10 protein-coding genes are annotated in these 19211 nt (G+C 62.4%); 6 read left to right on the top strand and 4 right to left on the bottom strand.

Annotated features, from left to right (window positions below; genetic code table 11):
• The 3 genes from VLU25_05715 to VLU25_05705 all read right to left on the bottom strand — a co-directional run.
• Positions 1-1013, bottom strand: a 1013-nt coding sequence (locus VLU25_05715; protein HSR67420.1) for a hypothetical protein, incomplete at its 3' end; no start/stop codon positions are given.
• A 95-nt stretch (positions 1014-1108) separates the two neighbouring features.
• Entirely contained in the window at positions 1109-5038 is a 3930-nt protein-coding gene (locus tag VLU25_05710; GenBank protein HSR67419.1) for a protein kinase, read from the bottom strand.
• 5 nt (positions 5039-5043) lie between these two features.
• Positions 5044-5811: a Stp1/IreP family PP2C-type Ser/Thr phosphatase gene (locus VLU25_05705; GenBank protein ID HSR67418.1), complete on the bottom strand. Its 768-nt coding sequence runs from the start codon at positions 5809-5811 to the stop codon at positions 5044-5046.
• Positions 5812-6093: 282 nt separating this feature from the next.
• On the opposite strand from VLU25_05705, the gene VLU25_05700 reads away from it, so the two are divergent.
• Genes VLU25_05700 through VLU25_05675 form a run of 6 tightly spaced genes read left to right on the top strand, consistent with a single transcriptional unit; the run spans position 6094 to position 14440 of the window.
• A complete protein-coding gene (locus VLU25_05700) occupies positions 6094-7752 on the top strand; it encodes a cyclic nucleotide-binding domain-containing protein (GenBank protein HSR67417.1) in 1659 nt (552 codons plus the stop codon).
• A gap of 2 nt (positions 7753-7754) precedes the next feature.
• Positions 7755-8594 carry a hypothetical protein gene (locus tag VLU25_05695; GenBank protein ID HSR67416.1) on the top strand — a complete coding sequence of 280 codons (840 nt, stop codon included), beginning with the start codon at positions 7755-7757 and terminating at the stop codon, positions 8592-8594.
• A 16-nt stretch (positions 8595-8610) separates the two neighbouring features.
• Positions 8611-10281, top strand: a complete 1671-nt coding sequence (locus tag VLU25_05690) for a hypothetical protein (GenBank protein ID HSR67415.1) — start codon at positions 8611-8613, stop codon at positions 10279-10281.
• Positions 10274-11272 (top strand): FHA domain-containing protein, encoded by a 999-nt coding sequence (locus VLU25_05685; protein ID HSR67414.1) that lies wholly within the window; start codon positions 10274-10276, stop codon positions 11270-11272. The genes VLU25_05690 and VLU25_05685 overlap by 8 nt, the downstream gene beginning before the upstream one ends.
• A 9-nt stretch (positions 11273-11281) precedes the next feature.
• Positions 11282-13537: an FAD-dependent oxidoreductase gene (locus VLU25_05680; protein ID HSR67413.1), complete on the top strand. Its 2256-nt coding sequence runs from the start codon at positions 11282-11284 to the stop codon at positions 13535-13537.
• A 12-nt stretch (positions 13538-13549) separates the two neighbouring features.
• Complete coding sequence (locus VLU25_05675; GenBank protein ID HSR67412.1) at positions 13550-14440, top strand: carbohydrate kinase family protein; 891 nt, start codon at positions 13550-13552, stop codon at positions 14438-14440.
• 62 nt (positions 14441-14502) lie between these two features.
• Here the strand turns inward: VLU25_05675 and VLU25_05670 are convergent, their stop codons facing one another.
• Positions 14503-19167 carry a hypothetical protein gene (locus VLU25_05670; GenBank protein ID HSR67411.1) on the bottom strand — a complete coding sequence of 1555 codons (4665 nt, stop codon included), beginning with the start codon at positions 19165-19167 and terminating at the stop codon, positions 14503-14505.
• Between the last annotated feature and the right edge of the window lie 44 nt (positions 19168-19211).

Below are 19211 nucleotides of genomic sequence, written 5' to 3'. Positions count from 1 at the left end.
GTGAAATCCTCCAGCAGGTCGGAATACTCGATTCTGACCGCGTCGAAGGCGAAGGTCAGCCGGTAGCTGCTGATGCCCGCCAAACGGGTAGGCGCCACTTGCAGGCCAAAGCCGTAGCGGTCAGGGACGTTAAGCGACATTTCCACAGGAAAATCGGCCGTGCCGTCGCCGTCAACGTCGGCCAGTCCGCCATTGGGGGACGTCAGGTCAAAGAGGCTCTCCTGCAGATCGAAGCGGGGGCCGTAGGCATAGATGCCTCCGATGGAGAAGCCGTCCACCACGTCGTAAAGAGCTCCTATGGTGAAGCCGAAGGCCGTATCTTCATCTTCGATGACCGAGCGGTTGACGGCAGTGCTGTTGGCCACCGGGACTCCCTGGGGATTGAAATCGAAGTCGAAGCGGGTCTCCCGGGTGTCCGACTCCAGCCGGTTGATGGAGCCCGTCCATCCCACATTGAAACCGGGCGCCACGTTGACGGCCATCGAGAAGGCGTAGCTGCGGGCCTCCATGTCGAAGGTCCCCTGGCTGGGAAAGAAGGCCACCACGGCGGGTGTCACCGTCTGAGGGATGATGCGGGGCTCGAGGACGAAATTCTCTTCCAGGTTGAGAAACTCGTGGGTCGTGAAGGACACCCAAGTCCGCTCGCCCACCTGTTTGGTGAAGCTGAAGAAAGAGAAGGAGTCGACCGATTCGCCGAAGGTCGTGGTGCGATTTGTGGAGAGGGAGTCGAAGGCCGCCAGACGCTCGATCTCCAGATCGGTGTGGCGGTACTCGAAGTAAACCTCGGCGTTGCCCAACTGCACCAGTCCGGCCGGGTTGCTGATGGCGGCGGTGCCGTCATTGGCCAGTCCGATAAAGGTGCGGCCCATGGCCGCCGCACGGGCTCCCGGAGGAGAAAAATTGAACTGAAACTGTTGGAAGAGGCCTTCGTCGGTCTGAGCCAATGCCCAGGGACCGGAAGCGATGAAAAGGGCAAAAACGAGGAGCCAACTGCGATGGCGTGAAAATCTCATGAATCCTCCGATACTAAGTCGAAAGCATTGGAAATCTCCCTATATCTTATCTTAACGCGCTGCCAGGGGGTTGTTTCTCAAGGATAGCCCGCCTGTTACTTGTTGATCAGCTTCTCCAACTCGTTGTCTTTATCGTTGAGGGAAGGATGGTCGACCGAGAATACGAACTGGTTGCGGTCCGGAACCGACATCTCCAGTTGGCCCGGTCCCAAGGTGTCGTGGCGGAAAGTCAGCAGGTACTCACCTGGAGGCAGCGGGATGGTGACCGGGGTCGCGAATTCGTTTTCCATCTGGACCGGGGCTTTATCGTCCTTGCGGACGATGGACTCGATCCAGGCCCAGGGCCGCACGTCGATGCCCACTTGCACGGTGGACTCGGGCAAATCGGCGGCCAGCACCCTTCCGGCCGCCAGAGGCCCCGAGCTGGTCGAAAAGACGCTGGCGATCTCCGGGGGCAGGGATTCGGCGCTCTCTCCCGGCTGCACCTGGTAGAAGCGGCCCAAGGACGGCCCGGCAGGCAAGTCGCCGGAGCCGCTATCGGTTCCGGCTGATTCCGAGGCGATGAAGGGAATGACCCACCACAGGGCCACAGCGACGACCAGTCCCGCGGCCACATAAGAAAGACGGCTGACCCATTGACGGCGCCGGGCGGCCATCTGCTTGCGGCTTTCCCGGCGCAGCTTGTGGGCCTCGGAATGCCCCGGCTGGATCTCCAGCAACTGGTTGAGAAGGGAAACCGCCTTGCCGTGCCTCCCCGCCCGGGCGTGGAATTTGGCTTGAGAGAACAACCGGTTGGCCTTGACTTGAAGGCCGATGCGGTCCCGGTATTCCTGTACTTTGGCGTCGCCGGCAGACCACTGCACGGCTTCGTTCAAAGAGGCCAGGCAGGCCTCCAGGTCGTCTGCCTTTTCAGCCTGGCGGGCATTGGCCAGGCATTCCTTCAAGCGCTTGCGCCGCTCCTGCTCCTCCTGCGCCTTCTTGGCCTCTTCCTTGATTTGGCGCGCCTCGGCTGAGTCCGGCTGGAGGGCCAGGACCTCGTCACAGGCTTGCATCGCCAAGCTGAAGTCCTTGGCTTGCAGGGCCTTCTGCGCCTTAGCCCTAAGTCCCTTGATCTTCTCCAGACGTTGCTGAAGAGCGCGGGCTTCTTTGCCCGCCTCCAGGAGTGCGGCGTGCCGGGGATCGAGGTCGAGTCCTTTGGCAATCTCTTGCAGGGCCTTCTCCGGTTTTTGCGCCTGCAGGGCTTGGCGGGCCGACTCAAGCAGCGACTCGGTGCGTTGCCGAAGCTCAAGGAGTTCCCGCGCCTTGTCGGCCAGGGAACTGGCCTCTGAATGCTCAGGAGCCAGTTCCAGCGCTTGCCCGGCAGCTTCCTGGGCATCCTGGAACCGCTCTTCCCCGAGGGCCTTGCGGGCCTTTTCCAGAAATGCCTCTAGGCGCTGGCGCCGCATCTCGGTCTCGGCCTGCTCAGCCACCGACCGGGCCTCAGCCATCAGTTCCTTGGCCTCTTCACCCAGCGCCGAGCCTTTGAGGTCGAACTCGAGGGCTTCGAGGGCTTTGCTGCGGGCTCCCTCGAACTGTTCCTCCTGCAAGGCCTGGCGGGCGTTGGAGATGGCTTCCTGAAGCTGCCGGCGCTCCATGCCCTTGCGGGCTTCAGCGATGATCGAGTCCGCCTCCTCGATCCGGTCCTGGGTTTCCTTGCCGAGAGGACGCCCCCCCGAGTCCTGGGGGGCCGCTTCAAGGGCCTGCTGCGCGGCTTCAAGAGCCTCTTGCAGGCGTTCCTCGCGCATGGCTAGGCCGGCCTGCTGCACCAGGTCCTCAATCTGCCGCGCTCGCTCCAGGGCCGCTTCCGCTTCCTGGGCAAGGTCGACCAAAGGCTGGAAGCCGGGAGCCACCTTAAGTCCCTTGCGAGCGGCTTGCAGGCAACCCTGCCAGCGGCCCTCATCGGCCAGCCCGGTGGCTTCTTGCAGCAGTTCTTCGCGTTGACGGTGCTTGCGCTGCTGCTCTATGGCCTGCTCGACCAGCTCTTCCAGTTCCTTCTCGTCCGGGGTCAGCTTGAGGGCTCCCCGCAGGTGATCGACAGCTTCTTGCAGCCGGCCTTCCTCAAAATAGGCGCGGCCCTGTGCAGCCAGTTTGGAGGCCTCTTCGCGCTTCTCGATCTCGGCCAGGCAACGCTGGCGGATCTCCTTCAATTGGGGATGGTCGGCGTCCAGCTCCAGCCCCTGCTCGGCGGCCTGGAGAGCTTCCGCGAGGCGGCCCGATTTCTCGTTTTGGCGCGCTTCGTCGAGCAGCGATTGGATGCGTTGGCGACGTTCGATGCGGCGGCGGGCCCGTTCCACCAAGCGGATCAGGGCGGCGTGGTCGGGGCGCAGTTCAAGCCCTTTTCGGGCCGTCTTGATGGCTTCTTCAGGATCTTCTGATTCAAGCTTGCGCTGAGCCTGGCCCAGCAGTTCGCTGATTTCCTTTTCTTCTTCCAGGCCTCGCTCGGCCTCCTCTTTGAGGGCCGCCAGATGCTCCTGATCGGGGACTTTCCCCAGACCGGCCTGGGCCTTTTCCAAGGTCCTTTGCCAGTCCTTCTCCTGAGCGGCTTGGCGGGCCTGCGCGATCAACTCGGCCACCTCCTTCTGCTGCTCGGCTTGCTGGGCAAGCTGGACGGCTTGGGGGTGCTCGGGCTGCAGCTTGAGGACTTCTTCGATTCGCTTGAGGGCTTGCTCGGGGCGGCCTTCCTGGAGGGATTGGCGGGCTTCTTCCAGGTACCCGTCGATGCGTTCGACCTCGCTCAGGCGCTCTTCGCACAGCTTGCGCCGATCCAGGGCCACCGGGTTGTCGGGATAGTCGGCCAGGATCTCTTCCACCGTTTTCTGGCAGTGGCTCCATTCTCCCTTTTCGAACTCTTTCCGGCTCTTCTCGAACAGGGAAGAAAGGCGCCGCAATTCGCTTTCGCGCTCGTTGAGCCGGTCGAGACGGCTTCGGTAGAGCTGACAAAGCTCGATGATCTCGCCGTAGTCTTGAGGCGGGGCCATCTGGTTGACGTCGTAAGCCACCGTCACTTCGGGATCGACCATCAGGGTGGAGAGGGCCTTCATCCATTCCGCGTCATCGCTGACCGCCGCCAGGGCCTGGTGCCCGAAGTCGGTCTGCAACTGCTGCAGTTCTTCGGCCATGGTGGAAAGGCGTTCCAGAAAGCGTTGCCGCCGCTGGGGCAGGGTTTCCACATAGCGTTCGATGGCCTCGGCCATCTCGATGCCGTTCTGAAACCGGTCCTCGGGCTTTTTGGCCAGGGCCTTGTCGACGATGGCCACCAGGTCTTCGTCGCATCCGGTGAGGCGGTCATGCAGCGGGGGATGGGGCTCGATGCAGATCTGGTTGATGAGGGCGGTGTAGTCGGGGCCGGGAAAGGGGCGTTCATCGGTCAGCAGCTCGTAGAGGATCACGCCCAGGCTGAAGAGGTCGCTGCGCCCGTCGACTTCCTTTCCGAAATGCTCCGGAGAGGCATAGAAGAAGGTGCCCAGAAAAACGCCGGTTTGGGTCATGACCGAGGAGGTGGTCAAGCGGGCCACCCCGAAGTCGAGGATCTTGACGGCGTCTTTGCCGACCCGGATGTTGCCGGGCTTGATGTCGCGGTGGATGACGTTCTTGGAGTGGGCGTGGTCGAGTCCGCGGGCCACTTTGGCGATGATCTTCAGTTTGCGGGCGAAGGGCAGGGTGACCACGCCTTCCTTGCGGATCTGTTCCAGGTCATGGCCCTCGATGAACTCCATGGCCATGAAGGGAGGCTGGTCTTCGTCGCTTCCGCCTCCGCTGTCGAAGATGGCCACGATGTTGGGATGCTGGAGTCCGGCCACCGCCTCGGCTTCTCTCAGAAAGCGCTTGCGCACGTCCTCGTTGGCGGCGTAGATCGGCTTCATCACCTTGATGGCCAGGCGGCGCTTGAGGACGGGGTCCACGGCCTCGTAGACGATGCCCATCCCGCCGGAGCCAATCTCCCCCTCGATGATGTAGCGGCCGATCTTCTCGGGTGTCATTGCCATTTATTCTAACTGGAAATGGCCGACTCACAGTGGACAAGGATGACGCTGATGTTGTCGTCCCCCCCGGCTTGGTTGGCTTGTTCGACCAATCTGCGGCAGCGGCTTTCCAGGCTCTCCTCGCAGCGCAGCACTTGCTCGATGCCCTGATCGTCGATCATGTCGGTGAGTCCGTCGCAGCAGATCAGGAACAGGTCTCCGGGACGGGTTTCCATCTTGCGCACGTCGAAATCGAGCTCCTGGCTGCCGATGGCGCGAGTGACGACGTGGCGGTAGGTGTGGTTCTCCACGTCTTCGGGACTGATGATGCCCAGCCGCAGTTGCTCCTGGACGATGGAGTGGTCCTGGGTCAATTGCTTGAGCCGTCCTTGGCGCAGCAGGTAGAGGCGGCTGTCTCCCACATGAGTGTAAAAGGCCCCTTCATCGTCCAGCAGCAGGCAAACCAGGGTGGCGCCCATGCCGGCGTAGATTTCTTTTTTCTCGGCTTCGTGGCGCACCTTGACGTTGGCCAGGCGGACGGCTGTCCCCAGGATGTTGTAGGCGAAGGGCTGCTGGATGTCGTAGCCGAAGGGCCAGGTCACTTCGCTGGTGCCCAGGCTGAGCGCCACGAACTCTTCTACCGTGTCCACCGTCAGTTGGGAAGCCACCTCGCCTGCCGCGTGCCCGCCCATTCCATCGGAGAGCACGAAAAGGCGGCACTCGGGATTGACTTTCACGGCGTCCTGGTTGATGCGACGCTTGAGCCCTTTGTCGGTCAGGACGGCAAATTCAAACACAAGCTTCCTTCTCTCGAGGTTTGGTAGGTTTCGTCGCAGTACCAGGTTTCGTGACGGAATTCGAAGGGCATTGGGCACTCTCTGGGATTGCTGACGAAAAACGACTCCCTCATGGTAAACCTGCACCCCCGCAACCGCAACCGGATTTCATGGTCTTGACGGCCCTTCCGAGGGAATGTATTAATGGAATCAGGTCGAGTCCCAGCAACCTCGGATCAAGGTTTGTCCAGGTTTCGCCGACGGGCGGAGTCTCATGTTGGTTTAACGAGCGGAGCGTCCACCATGTCTCAGGAGAAGGTGTCTGCGGGTCAGACGGTCATCCGCCGCCAGTCCCTCTACCAAGACCGCTGGAGCGGTTTGGATGAGCAAAGCGGCATCGTGGACCTGTCGGATCAGCCGACGCCCGCCCAACTGAAAAGTGCCTCCAAGATCTTCGACGATTTCGATTCCGATCTGCTGGCCCAGATCTGTCCCGACGTCTCCATCGCTTCCTGGAAGGCGGGGTCGGTTTTCTTCGAGGAGGGGACCTACATCGATTTGGCTTTTCTCATCGTCGAGGGGCAGGTCGAGGTGGCCTTGCAGAGCGTCGAAAACGAGAGCCGGTCCAGCCGTCCCCTTTTCGATCCGGAGAGGACCGGGATCCACCGGCTGGAGGACCTGCAGTCGGCGACGACCAAAGGCAAACCCCAGTCCAAGAGGCCATCCCGCGGAATGCCGCCGGCGGCGGTTCCCAGCGGGTCCACCCAGATCACCCTGCTCACCAACATGGACGTCTTCTTGCCCGATTCGGGCGCTGCGGTGCTTGGGCGCGGAGAGGTTTTCGGCGAAATCGGCGCCCTCAACGGCTGGCCCCAGTCGGCCACGGCCCGAGCCAAGACCGATTGCCGACTGGTGCAGATCCGTCTTCCCGCCCTGCGCTTGATGAAGCGCAAGTCGCCCGCCTTCAAGAAGTGGGTGGACGACATCTACCGCCGCCGCAGCCTGGTGCACCAGCTCAAAGCCACTCCCGTCCTGCGCCATTGCTCGGAGGGCCAGTTGAGGAAGCTCGATGTGGAGCTGGAGTCCTTTCGTCGCGGCCAGACCATCGTCGAGCAGGGAAAGGCCGCCGATGCCTTCTACATCGTCCGCTCAGGCTTTGTGCGGCTCTCTCAGCAGTTCGCCGACGGACAGGCGACCGTCACCTACCTCTCCAAGGGCATGAGCCTGGGGGAAGTCGAGTTGCTGGTTGAAGGGGTCGAGAACTGGCGCTGTACGGCCTCTTCGGTGGAGAACAGCGAACTGGTCAAGATTTCAGGCGACGATTTCAGAAAGCTGACCGAAGGACAGGAGGAGATGGCCGCCGAGCTGTGGGAGATGGCGGTCAAGCGCATCAAGGAGGTGTCGGCGGGGGCCAGCGACATCCGGCGTTCCGAGTTCATCGAGGCCTCGCTGGGCAACGGCCTGGCCCAGGGATCGAGCGTCCTGCTGATCGACCTCAACACCTGCACCCGCTGCGACGACTGCGTGCGGGCCTGCGCCGAAACTCACGGCGGACGGCCCCGTTTCGTGCGCGAGGGCGACCGCTACCACCAGTTCCTCATCGCCCGCTCCTGTTTTCACTGCCAGGATCCGGTGTGCATGATCGGCTGTCCCACGGGAGCCATCCGCCGGGCCGATCACGACGACGTGGTGGAGATCCTCGACGACATCTGCATCGGGTGCCAGGCTTGCGCCAACAACTGCCCCTACGATGCCATCGTCATGCACGACACCGAGGAGTTGTGGCCGGCCGACGCCTTGCCCCGCAACCTGAGAGAAAAGCCGCGCCTGCTGGCCAGCAAGTGCGACCTTTGCTACGACCGCGGACACGGTCCCGCCTGCGTCAGCAATTGTCCTCACGGATGCGCCATACGGGTGAGCGGGATGGAAGATTTCCTCGACCTTCTGCCCGACTATTCATGAATATGCTCAAGCCATCCCAGAGGCGGCGGCTGCGGGGCCTTTCCCGCGGACTGCTGTGGTTCCTCGTCGCGGTCGTCGCCTTGCTCCTGATTCTGGCGCTCAATCTGCTGCTAGGCGAGTTGCGTCCGGGAAACTACTGGGGACTGGCTTACGGATGGTCGGCGGCCCTGCTGATGTGGGCGGCGGGCGCCTATGCCTGGCGCCGCCGCATTCCCTCCATGGCCTCCAGCAAAGGTTTGGGTTCGGCCCGCTCCTGGCTGCAGCTCCATGTTTACGGAGGACTGGCTTGCCTGTTGCTGATCTTCATGCATATGGGTTTCTCATGGCCGTCCGGCCGGCTGACCTGGGTTCTCTTCCTGCTCAGCTTGTGGACCATCTTGAGCGGACTGATAGGAGTGGCCGCCCAGAAATACTATCCGCGTGTGCTGGCCTCGGGACTCTCGGTTGAAGCCCTTTACGAACGCATCCCCGACCTGGTCGGCCAATTGCGGGGCAAAGCCGAGAAACTCATGGGCGAATGCGGCCAGGCGGTCAGCGAGTTTTATCGGGACCGTGTCGAAGAGGTCCTGGCCAAGCCCATGCCCCGCTGGAGCTACCTGCTCGATATCCGGGGAGGCATCGACACCCGTTTGAGGGAGTTCGACCACCTGAGCCGTATTGTGGGAGAGAAGGAGCGTCTGCACATCGAGAAGCTGCGCGAGATCTATCGCGCCAAACTGGAACTGGACGCGCAATACACCGTGCAGCGTCTCCTGCGGCGATGGCTGGTGATCCACGGGCCGCTGTCTTTTGCCTTGCTGGCTCTCTTGCTGATGCACATGCTGGCCGTGCTCTATTATTGAAACAGCGCCATCAGAGATGAAGAAGAAGCGACACTATTCACGGATGGAGTTGGAGGTTTCGCCTCACTACGTCTATCCTTCCCCGCGCAGGCGCTGGCTCAATGCGGGGCTGGCCGTGGCCGCGGTGGCGCTGCTGTGGACGGCCTTCGACTTCCTCTTGCTGGACGCAGCCTTCGTCTCCAGCGGACCCGTCTCTTCGGCCCACATGAAGGTGGAATCCGATTGCTCGGCTTGCCACAGTCCTCTGCGCGGCACGCCGGAAGAAAAGTGCGCTTCCTGCCATGAGAGTCTGAATGCCGACTCGGGAAGCGGTCCTGAGGGGAGCCGGATGGCCCTTTACGGATATCCGGCCCACTACGCTTATTTCTCAGACGACCTGGAGCGGAGAGGCGAGGAGTCGCTGGCAGGAGACTGCGCCTCCTGCCATTCCGAGCACCTGGGACGCGGCGCTTCTCTCACCCAGGTCCCCGACTCGCGCTGTACGTCCTGCCATGACTTCGCCTCTTTCGCCCGGGGGCATCCCGAGTTTCTGCACGGCTCGGGCGGCGTCGCGCAGTTCAGGGAAGCCGAGGGGCTGCGCTTTCCCCACGCCGTCCACGTCAACAAGGTGCTGCCCGAGGAGAGAAAGCTGGAGGGCGATGCGACCTGTTTGTACTGTCACCATCCCGAGCGGGACGGACGCGGCTTCCAGGCCCTTTCCTTCCGGCTGCACTGCGGGGACGGCTGCCACCTCAACAAGGACGGAGCGCTGATGCAACTGGCTCAGCAGGGACTATCCGGCGCGCCCGGCGTCCTGCGTCCTCAGCAGCTCGAAGCGGCCGATCCGGCGGCTCCCTGCCTGCCCACGATGAATCCCAGCCGCTTCAGGCTGGTTCCTCCCCAGGATCCTCGCCGCATCCGTCCTCTGGCCGCCAATCACCGCGATTGCTGGATCGAGGAAAACCTGCGCATCCTCAGGCGCAGCCTTCACTCCTCGCTGGGACTGGCCGATCTGCTGCCTCAGCGTCCGCCTCAGGACTTCGACCCGGGCCTCCTGCGCGAACGCTACGCAGATGCCGTAGGCGCCCTCTCGGCCCGGCTGGCGCGAGCGCGACAGTTGGCGGTGGAGGAGAACTCCGCACTGGCCCCCTCACTGCGTCCTGGCGGCGCGTCCGACGTTCGGCTGCAGCGGGCTCAAGAAGGCCTGCGCGATCCGGGCGCGGTCAGCCCGCGCTCGCTTCTGGCCGATCCATCCCATGAGCCCTTCAACGAAATCGACCGCTGGCTGCTGGAAGCCTGGACCGACTTACGCCAGGCAGGCTATGCGCCTCAGCCCTCTTTCGGCGGAAATTCAGCCGGGCTGTCCGAGCTGGTGGACGCGCTCACCCAGCAATGCCGCGAATGCCACGACGTTTCGCCTCGAGGCTTGGCCCCCCTGCGGGCATCTCAGAAAACGTTGAGCCGGGCGCTTTTCGATCACTCGGCCCACCGCGTGCAGATGGAATGCGCCTCTTGCCATCCCTCGGTGGCGGCCGACCAGGAGGACAGGGGCCAAAGGCTGCATCTGCCTTCCATCGACGACTGCCGTCAGTGCCACGCCCCCGGCCAGGTCTCTCAGAGCTGCGTTACCTGTCATCATTTTCACCCCCGCAAGGACCGGCGCCTGCCGGTGCTGCTGCTGCGGGCCAGGGAGGTTGCCGATGACTGACTCGCAGAGCGGCCAAGTGCGGGCGCGGCTTTTTTGTCAGACCGGCGACCACAAGGGAGAGGCTTTTTTCCTGGGGAGCGAAGCCGACATCGGCAGCGCGGCGGGCGCCAAGATCACCATCCGCTCCTCGCTCTTGGCCGGGAGGCAGGCCCGCATCAAATATTCGCCCCAATTGAGGGCCTACGTGCTGGAGAACCTGTCGCCCTCACAGCCGCTGCTGCTGGACGGGCGGCCCGTCGAGCGCCCCCGCCGGCTGGGCGAACTGCACGTGCTCACCTTCCCGGGAGGGCACGACTACATCTTCCAGGTGCTGCATCAGGAGGTGGGTGCCGCCACCAGTCCGGGAGTCTTCGTCAAGTACGTGCCCTCCCAACTGTTGCAGGAATCCGAGCGCGATCCCTCTCAGCGTCCCGAACCCAAGACAACCTTCGACAAGGTGGTGCCGACGCCGCAGGTCTTTGCCCAGGCCCAAGAACCTCAAGACGAGAGTCCTGGGGCGGAGGAAGTGAAGGAAGAACCGCCGCCGGCTGGCAAGGAGGAAGAGACGCTTGACGCCGACACCCAGGCCGGCGCGCCCGTCGCCCTTCCTTCCCTGCAAGATCCTCCGCGGGTCTCTTCCGAGAAGGCCGAAGAGAAGACCCGGCCTGCCCCGGCTGAGGATCGCCACGAGCAGGCCCGTTCCCGCTTCATCCTGCTGGTGGCTGAAGAAGGAGGGACGGCGCGCAGCTATCCCCTCAAGGTGGGCAAGAACGTGGTGGGACGGATGGACGACTGCCAGGTGGTGCTGGGGCACAAAGCCGTGTCTCGCCGGCAAGCGGTACTCTTAGTCGACGCCCACGGGGTGGTGGTCAGCGACCTGGGCGGACTCAATGCCACTCTGGTGGACGGTCAGCCCCTGCAGGGCGAGGTGGAGATCCAGCCGGGCCAGGAACTGCGAATCGGGCCTTTCCGGGCCTCGCTGGTGAGGCGCAAGGACGACAGCACGGGATAGGAGGAGGCTTTGCCCATCGGTTACGAGATCCTTGAGGACGGCACGCTGAAGGTCGATCCTGCGGCCCAATTGCCCGAAGTCCTCGATCTGCTCATCGTGGGCGGCGGACCAGCCGGAACCGCCGCCGCGCTGCGGGCCCGCGAGCACGGCCTGAAGGCGCTGGTCATCGACCGCGACGACATCATGTCACGCATCCGCGACTACTCCAAGGACAAGCTGATCTACCCCAACTACGGCGGCGAAGACACCATGCGCTTCCCCAAGGGAGGCGAGTTGATTTCCGAGTTGCCCTTCTCCCCCATCGACAAGGATGAGCTGTGCGCCGCCTGGAAGACGCTTTACCTCAAGCACGCCCTGGCGGCCCAGGTAGGCGTGGAACTGATGGGATTGGAACCCGACCAGGACCACCAGGGCTGCTGGAAAGCCTCGGTCTTCAATCACAACCTGAAAGAAGAGCAGGAATTGCGGGCCCGTCACGTGGTGCTGGCCATCGGGCGCGGAGTGCCGCGCACTTTCGACATCCCCGGAAACACCATGGGGATCCACTACCGCCTGGCCGATGCCGAGGACTTCGCCGACGGTCCGGTGTGCGTGGTGGGCGGCGGCACTTCGGCGGCTGAAGCCGTCATCGCCATCTCCCGCGCCAAGATCGCCGCCGGAGACTCCAGCGCCATTTACTGGTCCTACCGCGGAGACAAGATGCCCCGCGTCTCCAAAGCCCTCAACGAGGAGTTCTTCGAGGCCTTCGTCCTCAACGGCAACATCCGCTACTGCCCGCGCAGCGAACCGGCCGCCGTCCTCTCGGGGGAGGACCACAAGGAATATCTGGCCATCCGGGTGGACCGCCGCCTCATCGAGGGACGGCCCAGCGAAACCCTCCACTACGAGTTCCCCAAGGACCGCTGCATCGCCTGCATCGGCGAGGACATCCCCGAGAAGTTCCTCAACGGCATGGGCATCCGCATGGCATCGCCCAGCGGAGGCAAGAAGAAGTTCATGGTGGTGGACCCCGTCCTCCAGAGCGAGCAGCCCGGCGTCTACATGATCGGAGACATCCTCAGCCAGTACTACCTGCGAGCCGAGCCGCCCTCGCCCGATCAGGACGACTCCGAGCGCGTGCGCCATCCCGGCAACATCAAGAGCGCCGTCCGCGACGGGGTCTTTATCGCCGACGTGATCCAGGACCGCCTGCAAGGAGGAACCGGCAAGTCGGTCAAGGTCGAGGACGCACCGGAAGAAGCCGGGTCCAGGCCCTTCGTAAGTCCGGTGGAAGGCGACGAAGAGGACTACGACGACAACATCAGGCCGGCGGTGGACGAACCGGCCTGGCTCATCCGGGTGCAGCCGGGCGGCATCGAGGACGCCCGCTACGGAGTGCGCGGGCAAGGGCCCACCACCATCGGGCGCAGCGATTGCGATATCGAGCTGGCCGACGACCCGCTGGTGTCCCAGCAGCACGCCTCCATCACCCGCACCTCCGACGGCTTCCTGCTGCGCGACGACGGCAGCGCCAACGGGGTCTTCCTCATGCTCAATCCCGACCATGAGCGCGAGGTCTTCAAGGGCGACCTGATCGGGGTGGGACAGCACTTCTTGCTGCTGGGCGAGCGCGAGAAGGGATTCTACGCGGCCCTCTACAACGCCCAGGGGGAGATGGTCAAACGTCACGACTTGCAGGAAGGCGAGGTCGCCATCCTGGGCCGACAGGGACCCGACATCATCCCCGACAAAGACGACCATACCCTCTCCCGCCGCCACCTCAAAATCCTGGTGCGCGAGGGGCAGATCTTCGTCCGCGACCTCTACAGCAGCAACGGATCGGCGCTGCGCATCCGCGAGGCCATCCTCCAGCACCAGGACCGCTTCCGCATCGGGCAAAGCCATTTCACCTTCGCCCTCAAGCAGGCGCCGCCCAAGAAGAAAGAGAAGAAGAAACTCGTCTCCTCCACCCAGGCGGGCGTGGAGCCTGCTCCGGAGCGTCCCCCCGAGGAGGTCACGGTCACCATCGACGGACGGTCCTACCCCATGGCGGGCAAGACCCTGCTGGAAGTGGCCGAGGAGAACGATCTCGACATCGAGGCCAGTTGCCGCAACGGCACCTGCGGCATCGATCCCGTCAAGATCGTTTCCGGACAGGAATACCTCAACCCCTGCGACGAGGACGAAGTCGCCACCCTGGAGCAGAACGGCATGCAATGCGGCTCCCACCGCTACGCCTGCAAAGTCCGCGCCCACGGCCCCGTCGTGGTGAAGTTGCTGGACTAGGTGGGCCCCGAGATGGATCTGGTTTTCGTCGGCAGCGCTACTTATGACCTGCTGGGGCAGGTCGAGGGAGTGCTGCGTTCCGAGGGGCATCATCAGCTTTCCAGGTGGGGCTTCGGTTTCGGCGGCAAGGCTCCCAACGCGGCCGCTTACAGCGCTCACGCCGGAGCCCGCACAGCTTATGTGGGAGTCGTGGGCAGCGACTTTGAAAGCTCGGGCCACAAAGCCTACCTGCAAGGCCTGGGAGTCGAGGTTGAGGGCGTCTATCGCTCGGCCCGCAAGACGCCGCTCTTTGTTTCGCTGGGCCACTCGGGCGTCCTCTGCACGCTGGGCGCCGGCATCGAAGTGATCGAGGAAGATCGCCAACGGTTGCGCCGGCACTTCGTCCAACAAACCCTTGGCCGCAAGCCCTGGGCCCTCTATTGCTCCATGCTCGATAGCGGATTGATCGCCGAGGTTTTCGCGGCCGCCCGCCAGACAGGAATCCGCGCGGCCTGGAATCCGCTCTGCCTCGATGTCGACGACGAGAACCTGGCGCGGCTGCTGGACGCCACCGACTACCTGTTCATGAACGAAGAGGAGTCACGGCTCTTGCAGACAGGACTGGGCGCCGCCACCTGTGCGCTGGTGAAGCGCTACGGCTTATCCTGCGCCGCCACCACGCTGGGGGAGGGAGGAGCGCTCATCGAGCTTCCCGGACAAGCGATCGAGATCTCGGCCCCGGCGGTTGGAGAAGCGATCGACTCCACTGGAGCCGGAGACGCTTTCGCGGGCACCTTCCTGGCCGTCCTGGCGCGGAAGGGGCCGCAGGCGGTGGAGGAAGCGGCTGACCGGGCCGTCCGGACCGCCTCTCGAGTCGTCACCCGCCTGGGCGCCGAGATTCCCGCCCCCCGCCCTGCAACCTGAGACCCTATCGCTCTGCTACTCGAGGCGCAGTGCCTTGATCGATGCGGGTGGCGCGGCGCCTTTCAGCGCGCTTCCTCGAGGCTAGATGCCGGGCTCACCGAGAAGATCGGATATTGCCCCTCGATGGCTGCCAGGTAGGCGGCGCCCCCGAAGATTGTGAACACGACGAGAGGCTGGTCACTCTGCACTAACAAGTACCCACCGTTTTGAGAAAAAGAGGAACCGAAGAAGACCTCTTGGTTGAGAAGGCCCAAGAGCCGTTCGCCGCTTGCCAATTGGATTTGTTTTTGGGCCGTCTCTTGAGCAGTTGGATCAAACGCGGTCAGGACCACTTCGGCTTGATCGCCCCCGTCCGGATTCAATATGGCTAAACCGTGGAAGATCCCCTCGGTTTGGGCCACGTGTTGGAAGAGGACCTGACCTTGAGGATTGAGGATCAGAGGCAGGCTGGCACGCGTCTGGGCCTGGGTACCGACGTAGGTGGCGATCGCGACTACCTGCGGTTCGCCTCCGGCGTTTTCATCAGAGTTCTCGAAGGAGAGTTCAAAGTGACCCAGAGTGCCCACGGGAGCCTGGATCTCTGCGGCCAGATCGACAATGGCGAGCTGATGCCCGGAAACAGGGAACTCAGCCGTAAATTGCTGGCCCTCATCGGAAATCACCTGAGCGCGAACCAGCACCTCTTCCTCCCTCAGGTTTAAGAGCCTTACGAAGGTGGTGGCGCCGTCGCCTAGATTGAAGAAGTGGGGCGCGCGCAGAGTTCGGCTCCCCGGGAAGATTGTCGGCTGTGCCGCGATGGCGGAAAGGGTCTCGTTGTCTTCGATGATCTGCACTCCGCGGACGGGCAACGGCGCACTGCTCAATCGGATATAACCATCGCTTTGGGCCAATTCGGGGCCGAAGAGTGTATTCAGGTCGCCGAGAAAAGATCCCAGGGGTTCGAGCATGCGCGTGACTTGCCCCCGCAGTGTTCCCTGAGGCGTGAACAGCTCCAGTTGGACATCGGTGGGATTTTCTTGGGGATTGTAGACGAACAACACCGTCCGTCCGCTGCCGTTTTGCAGGGCTCTGGGGAAATAGAGCTCCCTGCCGTCGGTCAACCGGCCGCCAACCGCGTCCAGCTTCCTCAAGCTGTTCAGGAAAATAGAGAGAAAGCCCTGAATGGCTTGCCCTTCGCTCGATATCAACAGGGTTTGACCTAGACCAGAATCGGGAATGGGCTGGGCGGCCTGTCCCAGGGGCGGCAATACGATGCCTGGTATTTCTCCAGCGACCTGCCCCTGCGCATTCAAGAGACGCATCAGGACCCGGTTCTCTTCGCTGCTGGAGTTGACCACGGCCACCCCCAGCACTGCAGGGTCGAGCGCCGCTGGGAAAGCCAAGTCCTCTTTGGAGCCGACTTCGACCTCGATTTCGAGTTGGTTGTTGTCAGGGGTCCAGTCGTCGAGGTTGGAAGATACGGAGAAGCCGGTTTCCAGCAAACCCGAGGCGGACGGCTGGAATGAGAGGTGCACGAGGGACTCACGCCCCGCAGGCAATTGCAGGAACGTACATCGGTACCCGCTGGAAGCCGCTTGACAGGTTCCAGTCCCCGAGTCCACGCTGACGACTTGCACGTCGGGGGGAGGGCTGATGTTGAGGGCCACGTTGTCGGCGCTTCGCGGTCCCCGGTTGAACACGCTGACGCTCTGGTTGAGGAGATTTCCGATGGAGGGATTGGCGGGCGCAGATTGCTTGGAAACGACCTCCAGATCAGTTTGGGGCGGAACCTCCTCCGAACGCGAGGTAGTCATATTGTTGGGCGAGAAGGGATCGCATTGCTGACTGCTGACATCTGCATTGAGGGCGAGCCTGCCTGTGAAGTCGGGCGAGAGCTTGAGGGTAATGGACACGTCGACAGTCGAGTTTGCGCCCAACGTCCCCAGAAGACATTGCACGCTTGTCGCGTCCCCTCCCTGCGGACAACTGCCCTGTTCGGTCTCGCCCTGCAAGTAGGCGGTTCCTTGGGGCACTTCAAACGCAAAGATCACACCGGTTGCGTCAGAGTTGCCGAACTCAGCCAGGTTGGTGACTCTGAAGTTGTAGGTGAGTCTGTCCAGGGCGCTGATGACCGGCTGACCGGCCGCTGGGAGAATCCTCAGATCGGCCCTGGACACTTGGCCTGGACAACTTACGACTTCCACCAAGATCTGGTCGGACACCGGAGGGGATCGATTGTCGCTGGTCTCCAATTCAACCTGCAGTTGAGCGGCTGTGATGTTGCGGTCGTCAGGCTGGGGCGGGGCGGTGAGCCTGGCCTGGGGCTGGGCTTGACCAGATGCGCAGTCGGTTTGAGAGTCAAGTTGGGCGGGTGCTCCGGCAGTTTGCGACGTGACTGCCCAGGTTGAGCAGATCTCGTCCCCATCCTCATCGCTGACCGATCCCTGCAGGTCGACTTGCTGGCCCCAGCCGATCGTGATGTCCGAACCGGCGTCAACCGAGGGAATGCGGTTGGCCACGAAATTCTGTCCCCGTTGATCCGCTTGCAGATCCTGGTAGGTCAAGGCGGGGGGCTCGAAAGTATGACCCTGCAAGGTTGGTGTTGCCGTGCCCCCCCATCCCAAATCCACCCAGTCCTCGAAGGTGCCTTCCCCATCGGTGGCCGTTTCCTTGAGAGTGATCTCAAAGCCTGATCCCTCAGCCTGCATGAAGGTCAATTCGACGTCAGGCACCGGCGACCCGTCGGAGTAATGGATTGAGCCTGAGATGAACGGGTTCATGCGCAGGATGAAGAGCTTGCCGCTGATGTTGTCAGCAACAAAGACGATGCCGTCGTCCCTGACAAAGACGGCCCCGGCCTCGCCTGGGGTCACGAATCTTGCCACCTCCTTGGGCTTTTCCGGAAAGAAGAAGTCATAGACGAGGAGCCCGCCGGCAAAGCTGGTCACAAAGGCTCGGTCACGATAAAGCTCGAGATCACTGGGAATGATGAAGCAATGGGGGACGAGCTCGGCAAAAGTGCAGAGGCCAAAGGCGTTATCGGAAAAGATCTCGAGATTTACGAGTTGCTCGGGGTTCTCAGCAGTCTGAACATCGTGCAAACTCAGGTCGAGTTGGTCCAACAGGGCGACGGTCTGAAGCGTGACCGCCTTGCCGTTGTGAACTCCAATGAAGTCACCGGATCGAGAGAGAGCGGAAACCATCTGGGGATTGGAGGGGTCGGCCAAGCTCAAGATCTCCCCTCCAGCCAAAAACAGATGATCGCCGTCGAGTTGGAAGTCAGCGACGGACTCACCTATCTCTGTGAGCACCGCCATGTTTTGAGGATCGCTGACATCGACCACAGAAACCGGTCCAAAAGTAGACTGGCTGAAGGCCAGGTGGCCGATCAATTGGACACCTTGGTCGAAGCCAAAGTCTTGTGCGGATCCCAAACAGGCGGGATTCGCGGCCACCGAGACATCGTAGACCTCGAATCCGGTGCGTCCGGTCAAGTAGGCGATGTTATCCTGCACGAAGACTCCCCTGAATTGAGGGGTGAAAGAGGCGGGGCAGGCCTCTGGCCCGTCGACCGCCAGTCCGCCGATCTCGCGGGGGGCCGAGAGATCCGAAATGTCGAGGACTCTGAGGCCGAATCGACTGTCGGTGACGTAGGCTCTTTGAGCATCGGCATAGACATCGGTCAGGCTTCCGCTGGAGGGAAGGCGCGGACCGCCGACAGGATTGGCCGGATTGCTTATGTCCAAAAACTGCAGTCCCCCCGAAGCCGCTGCCAGGTAGCCGCGGTTGCCCACGGCAAAGAATCCGCTGGCCACGCCAAGTTCGGGAACAAAGAACTCTAAAATGACGGGGCTGCCGGGCGTAGAAAGGTCCCAGATGGTCAGGCCATGCACCGGATCAAAAAAACCTCCGCTGAAGGCTTCGAAGAGAAGATCTCCGTTGGAGAAGAGGCGCGAGCGCGGTTCAGCGGTGCCAATTGATCCTCGCGGTTTTAGCCTGCTCGATGCGGCCTCGGCCCCGCTGCTGTCCATGACTTCCAAGCCATTGGCCCCAGAGACGTAGACGAAGCCTTCAACCACGAGAAGGTCGCCGCCGTTTGAGATGGGAAAACGGTTGACTTCAACGGGGTTGGCAAGCCCTGAGAAGCTGAACCGCGGGTCATGAATCGTGAGGAACAGCTCTCCGCTTTCCTCGACGCGCTCGATCACATAGACGAACTGCTCATCGGCGAAAATCCGCAAGACTGTGTCGGTACCTCCGGAGCCCTTGAACTCAGGGTTGGCGGGATCGGCGAAGTCCCAAATCTGAAAGCCCTCTTCACGCCTCCCGATGTAAGCCAGGTTGTCGATGACGTGAACGTCGGAGGCATCGAAAAAGCTCATTTCGTAGGGCGTGGGCGACGGAGGGTTGGAGATGTCAAAGACCTGAAGCACCGATGCGAAGTTCTCAACGCCGGTGATGATGTAGACCAACTCTCCTTCTACGAATACGGTTTGGGCCACTGCGGTAGATCCTAAACCCAAAGTATCGGCTGAACCGGCCAAGCGCGGGTTCAGGGGGTCGCCGACATCAAAGACCTCAAGACCGCTGCCTGCCGAGGCGCAGTAGGCGAAATCGCCTTGCACAAAAACATCGAGGCAGCGTCCGCCGCCCCACTCGCCCAGTTTTGTGATTTGGAAGGCAAAGAGCGGCTGAAAAGAAAAGAGGACCAAGACCAGCGCCAGCGGGATGTTGCGACGAACGGGCATGCTCACCTCACTTATTAACGGCTTAATAAACTAGACGGACACGT

This window comes from Acidobacteriota bacterium (genome assembly GCA_035471785.1).
GTDB lineage: Bacteria > Acidobacteriota > UBA6911 > RPQK01 > DATIPO01 > JANQFM01.
The sequence above is the reverse complement of the archived record's forward strand: the minus strand, read 5'-3'. Positions and strand labels throughout refer to the sequence as shown.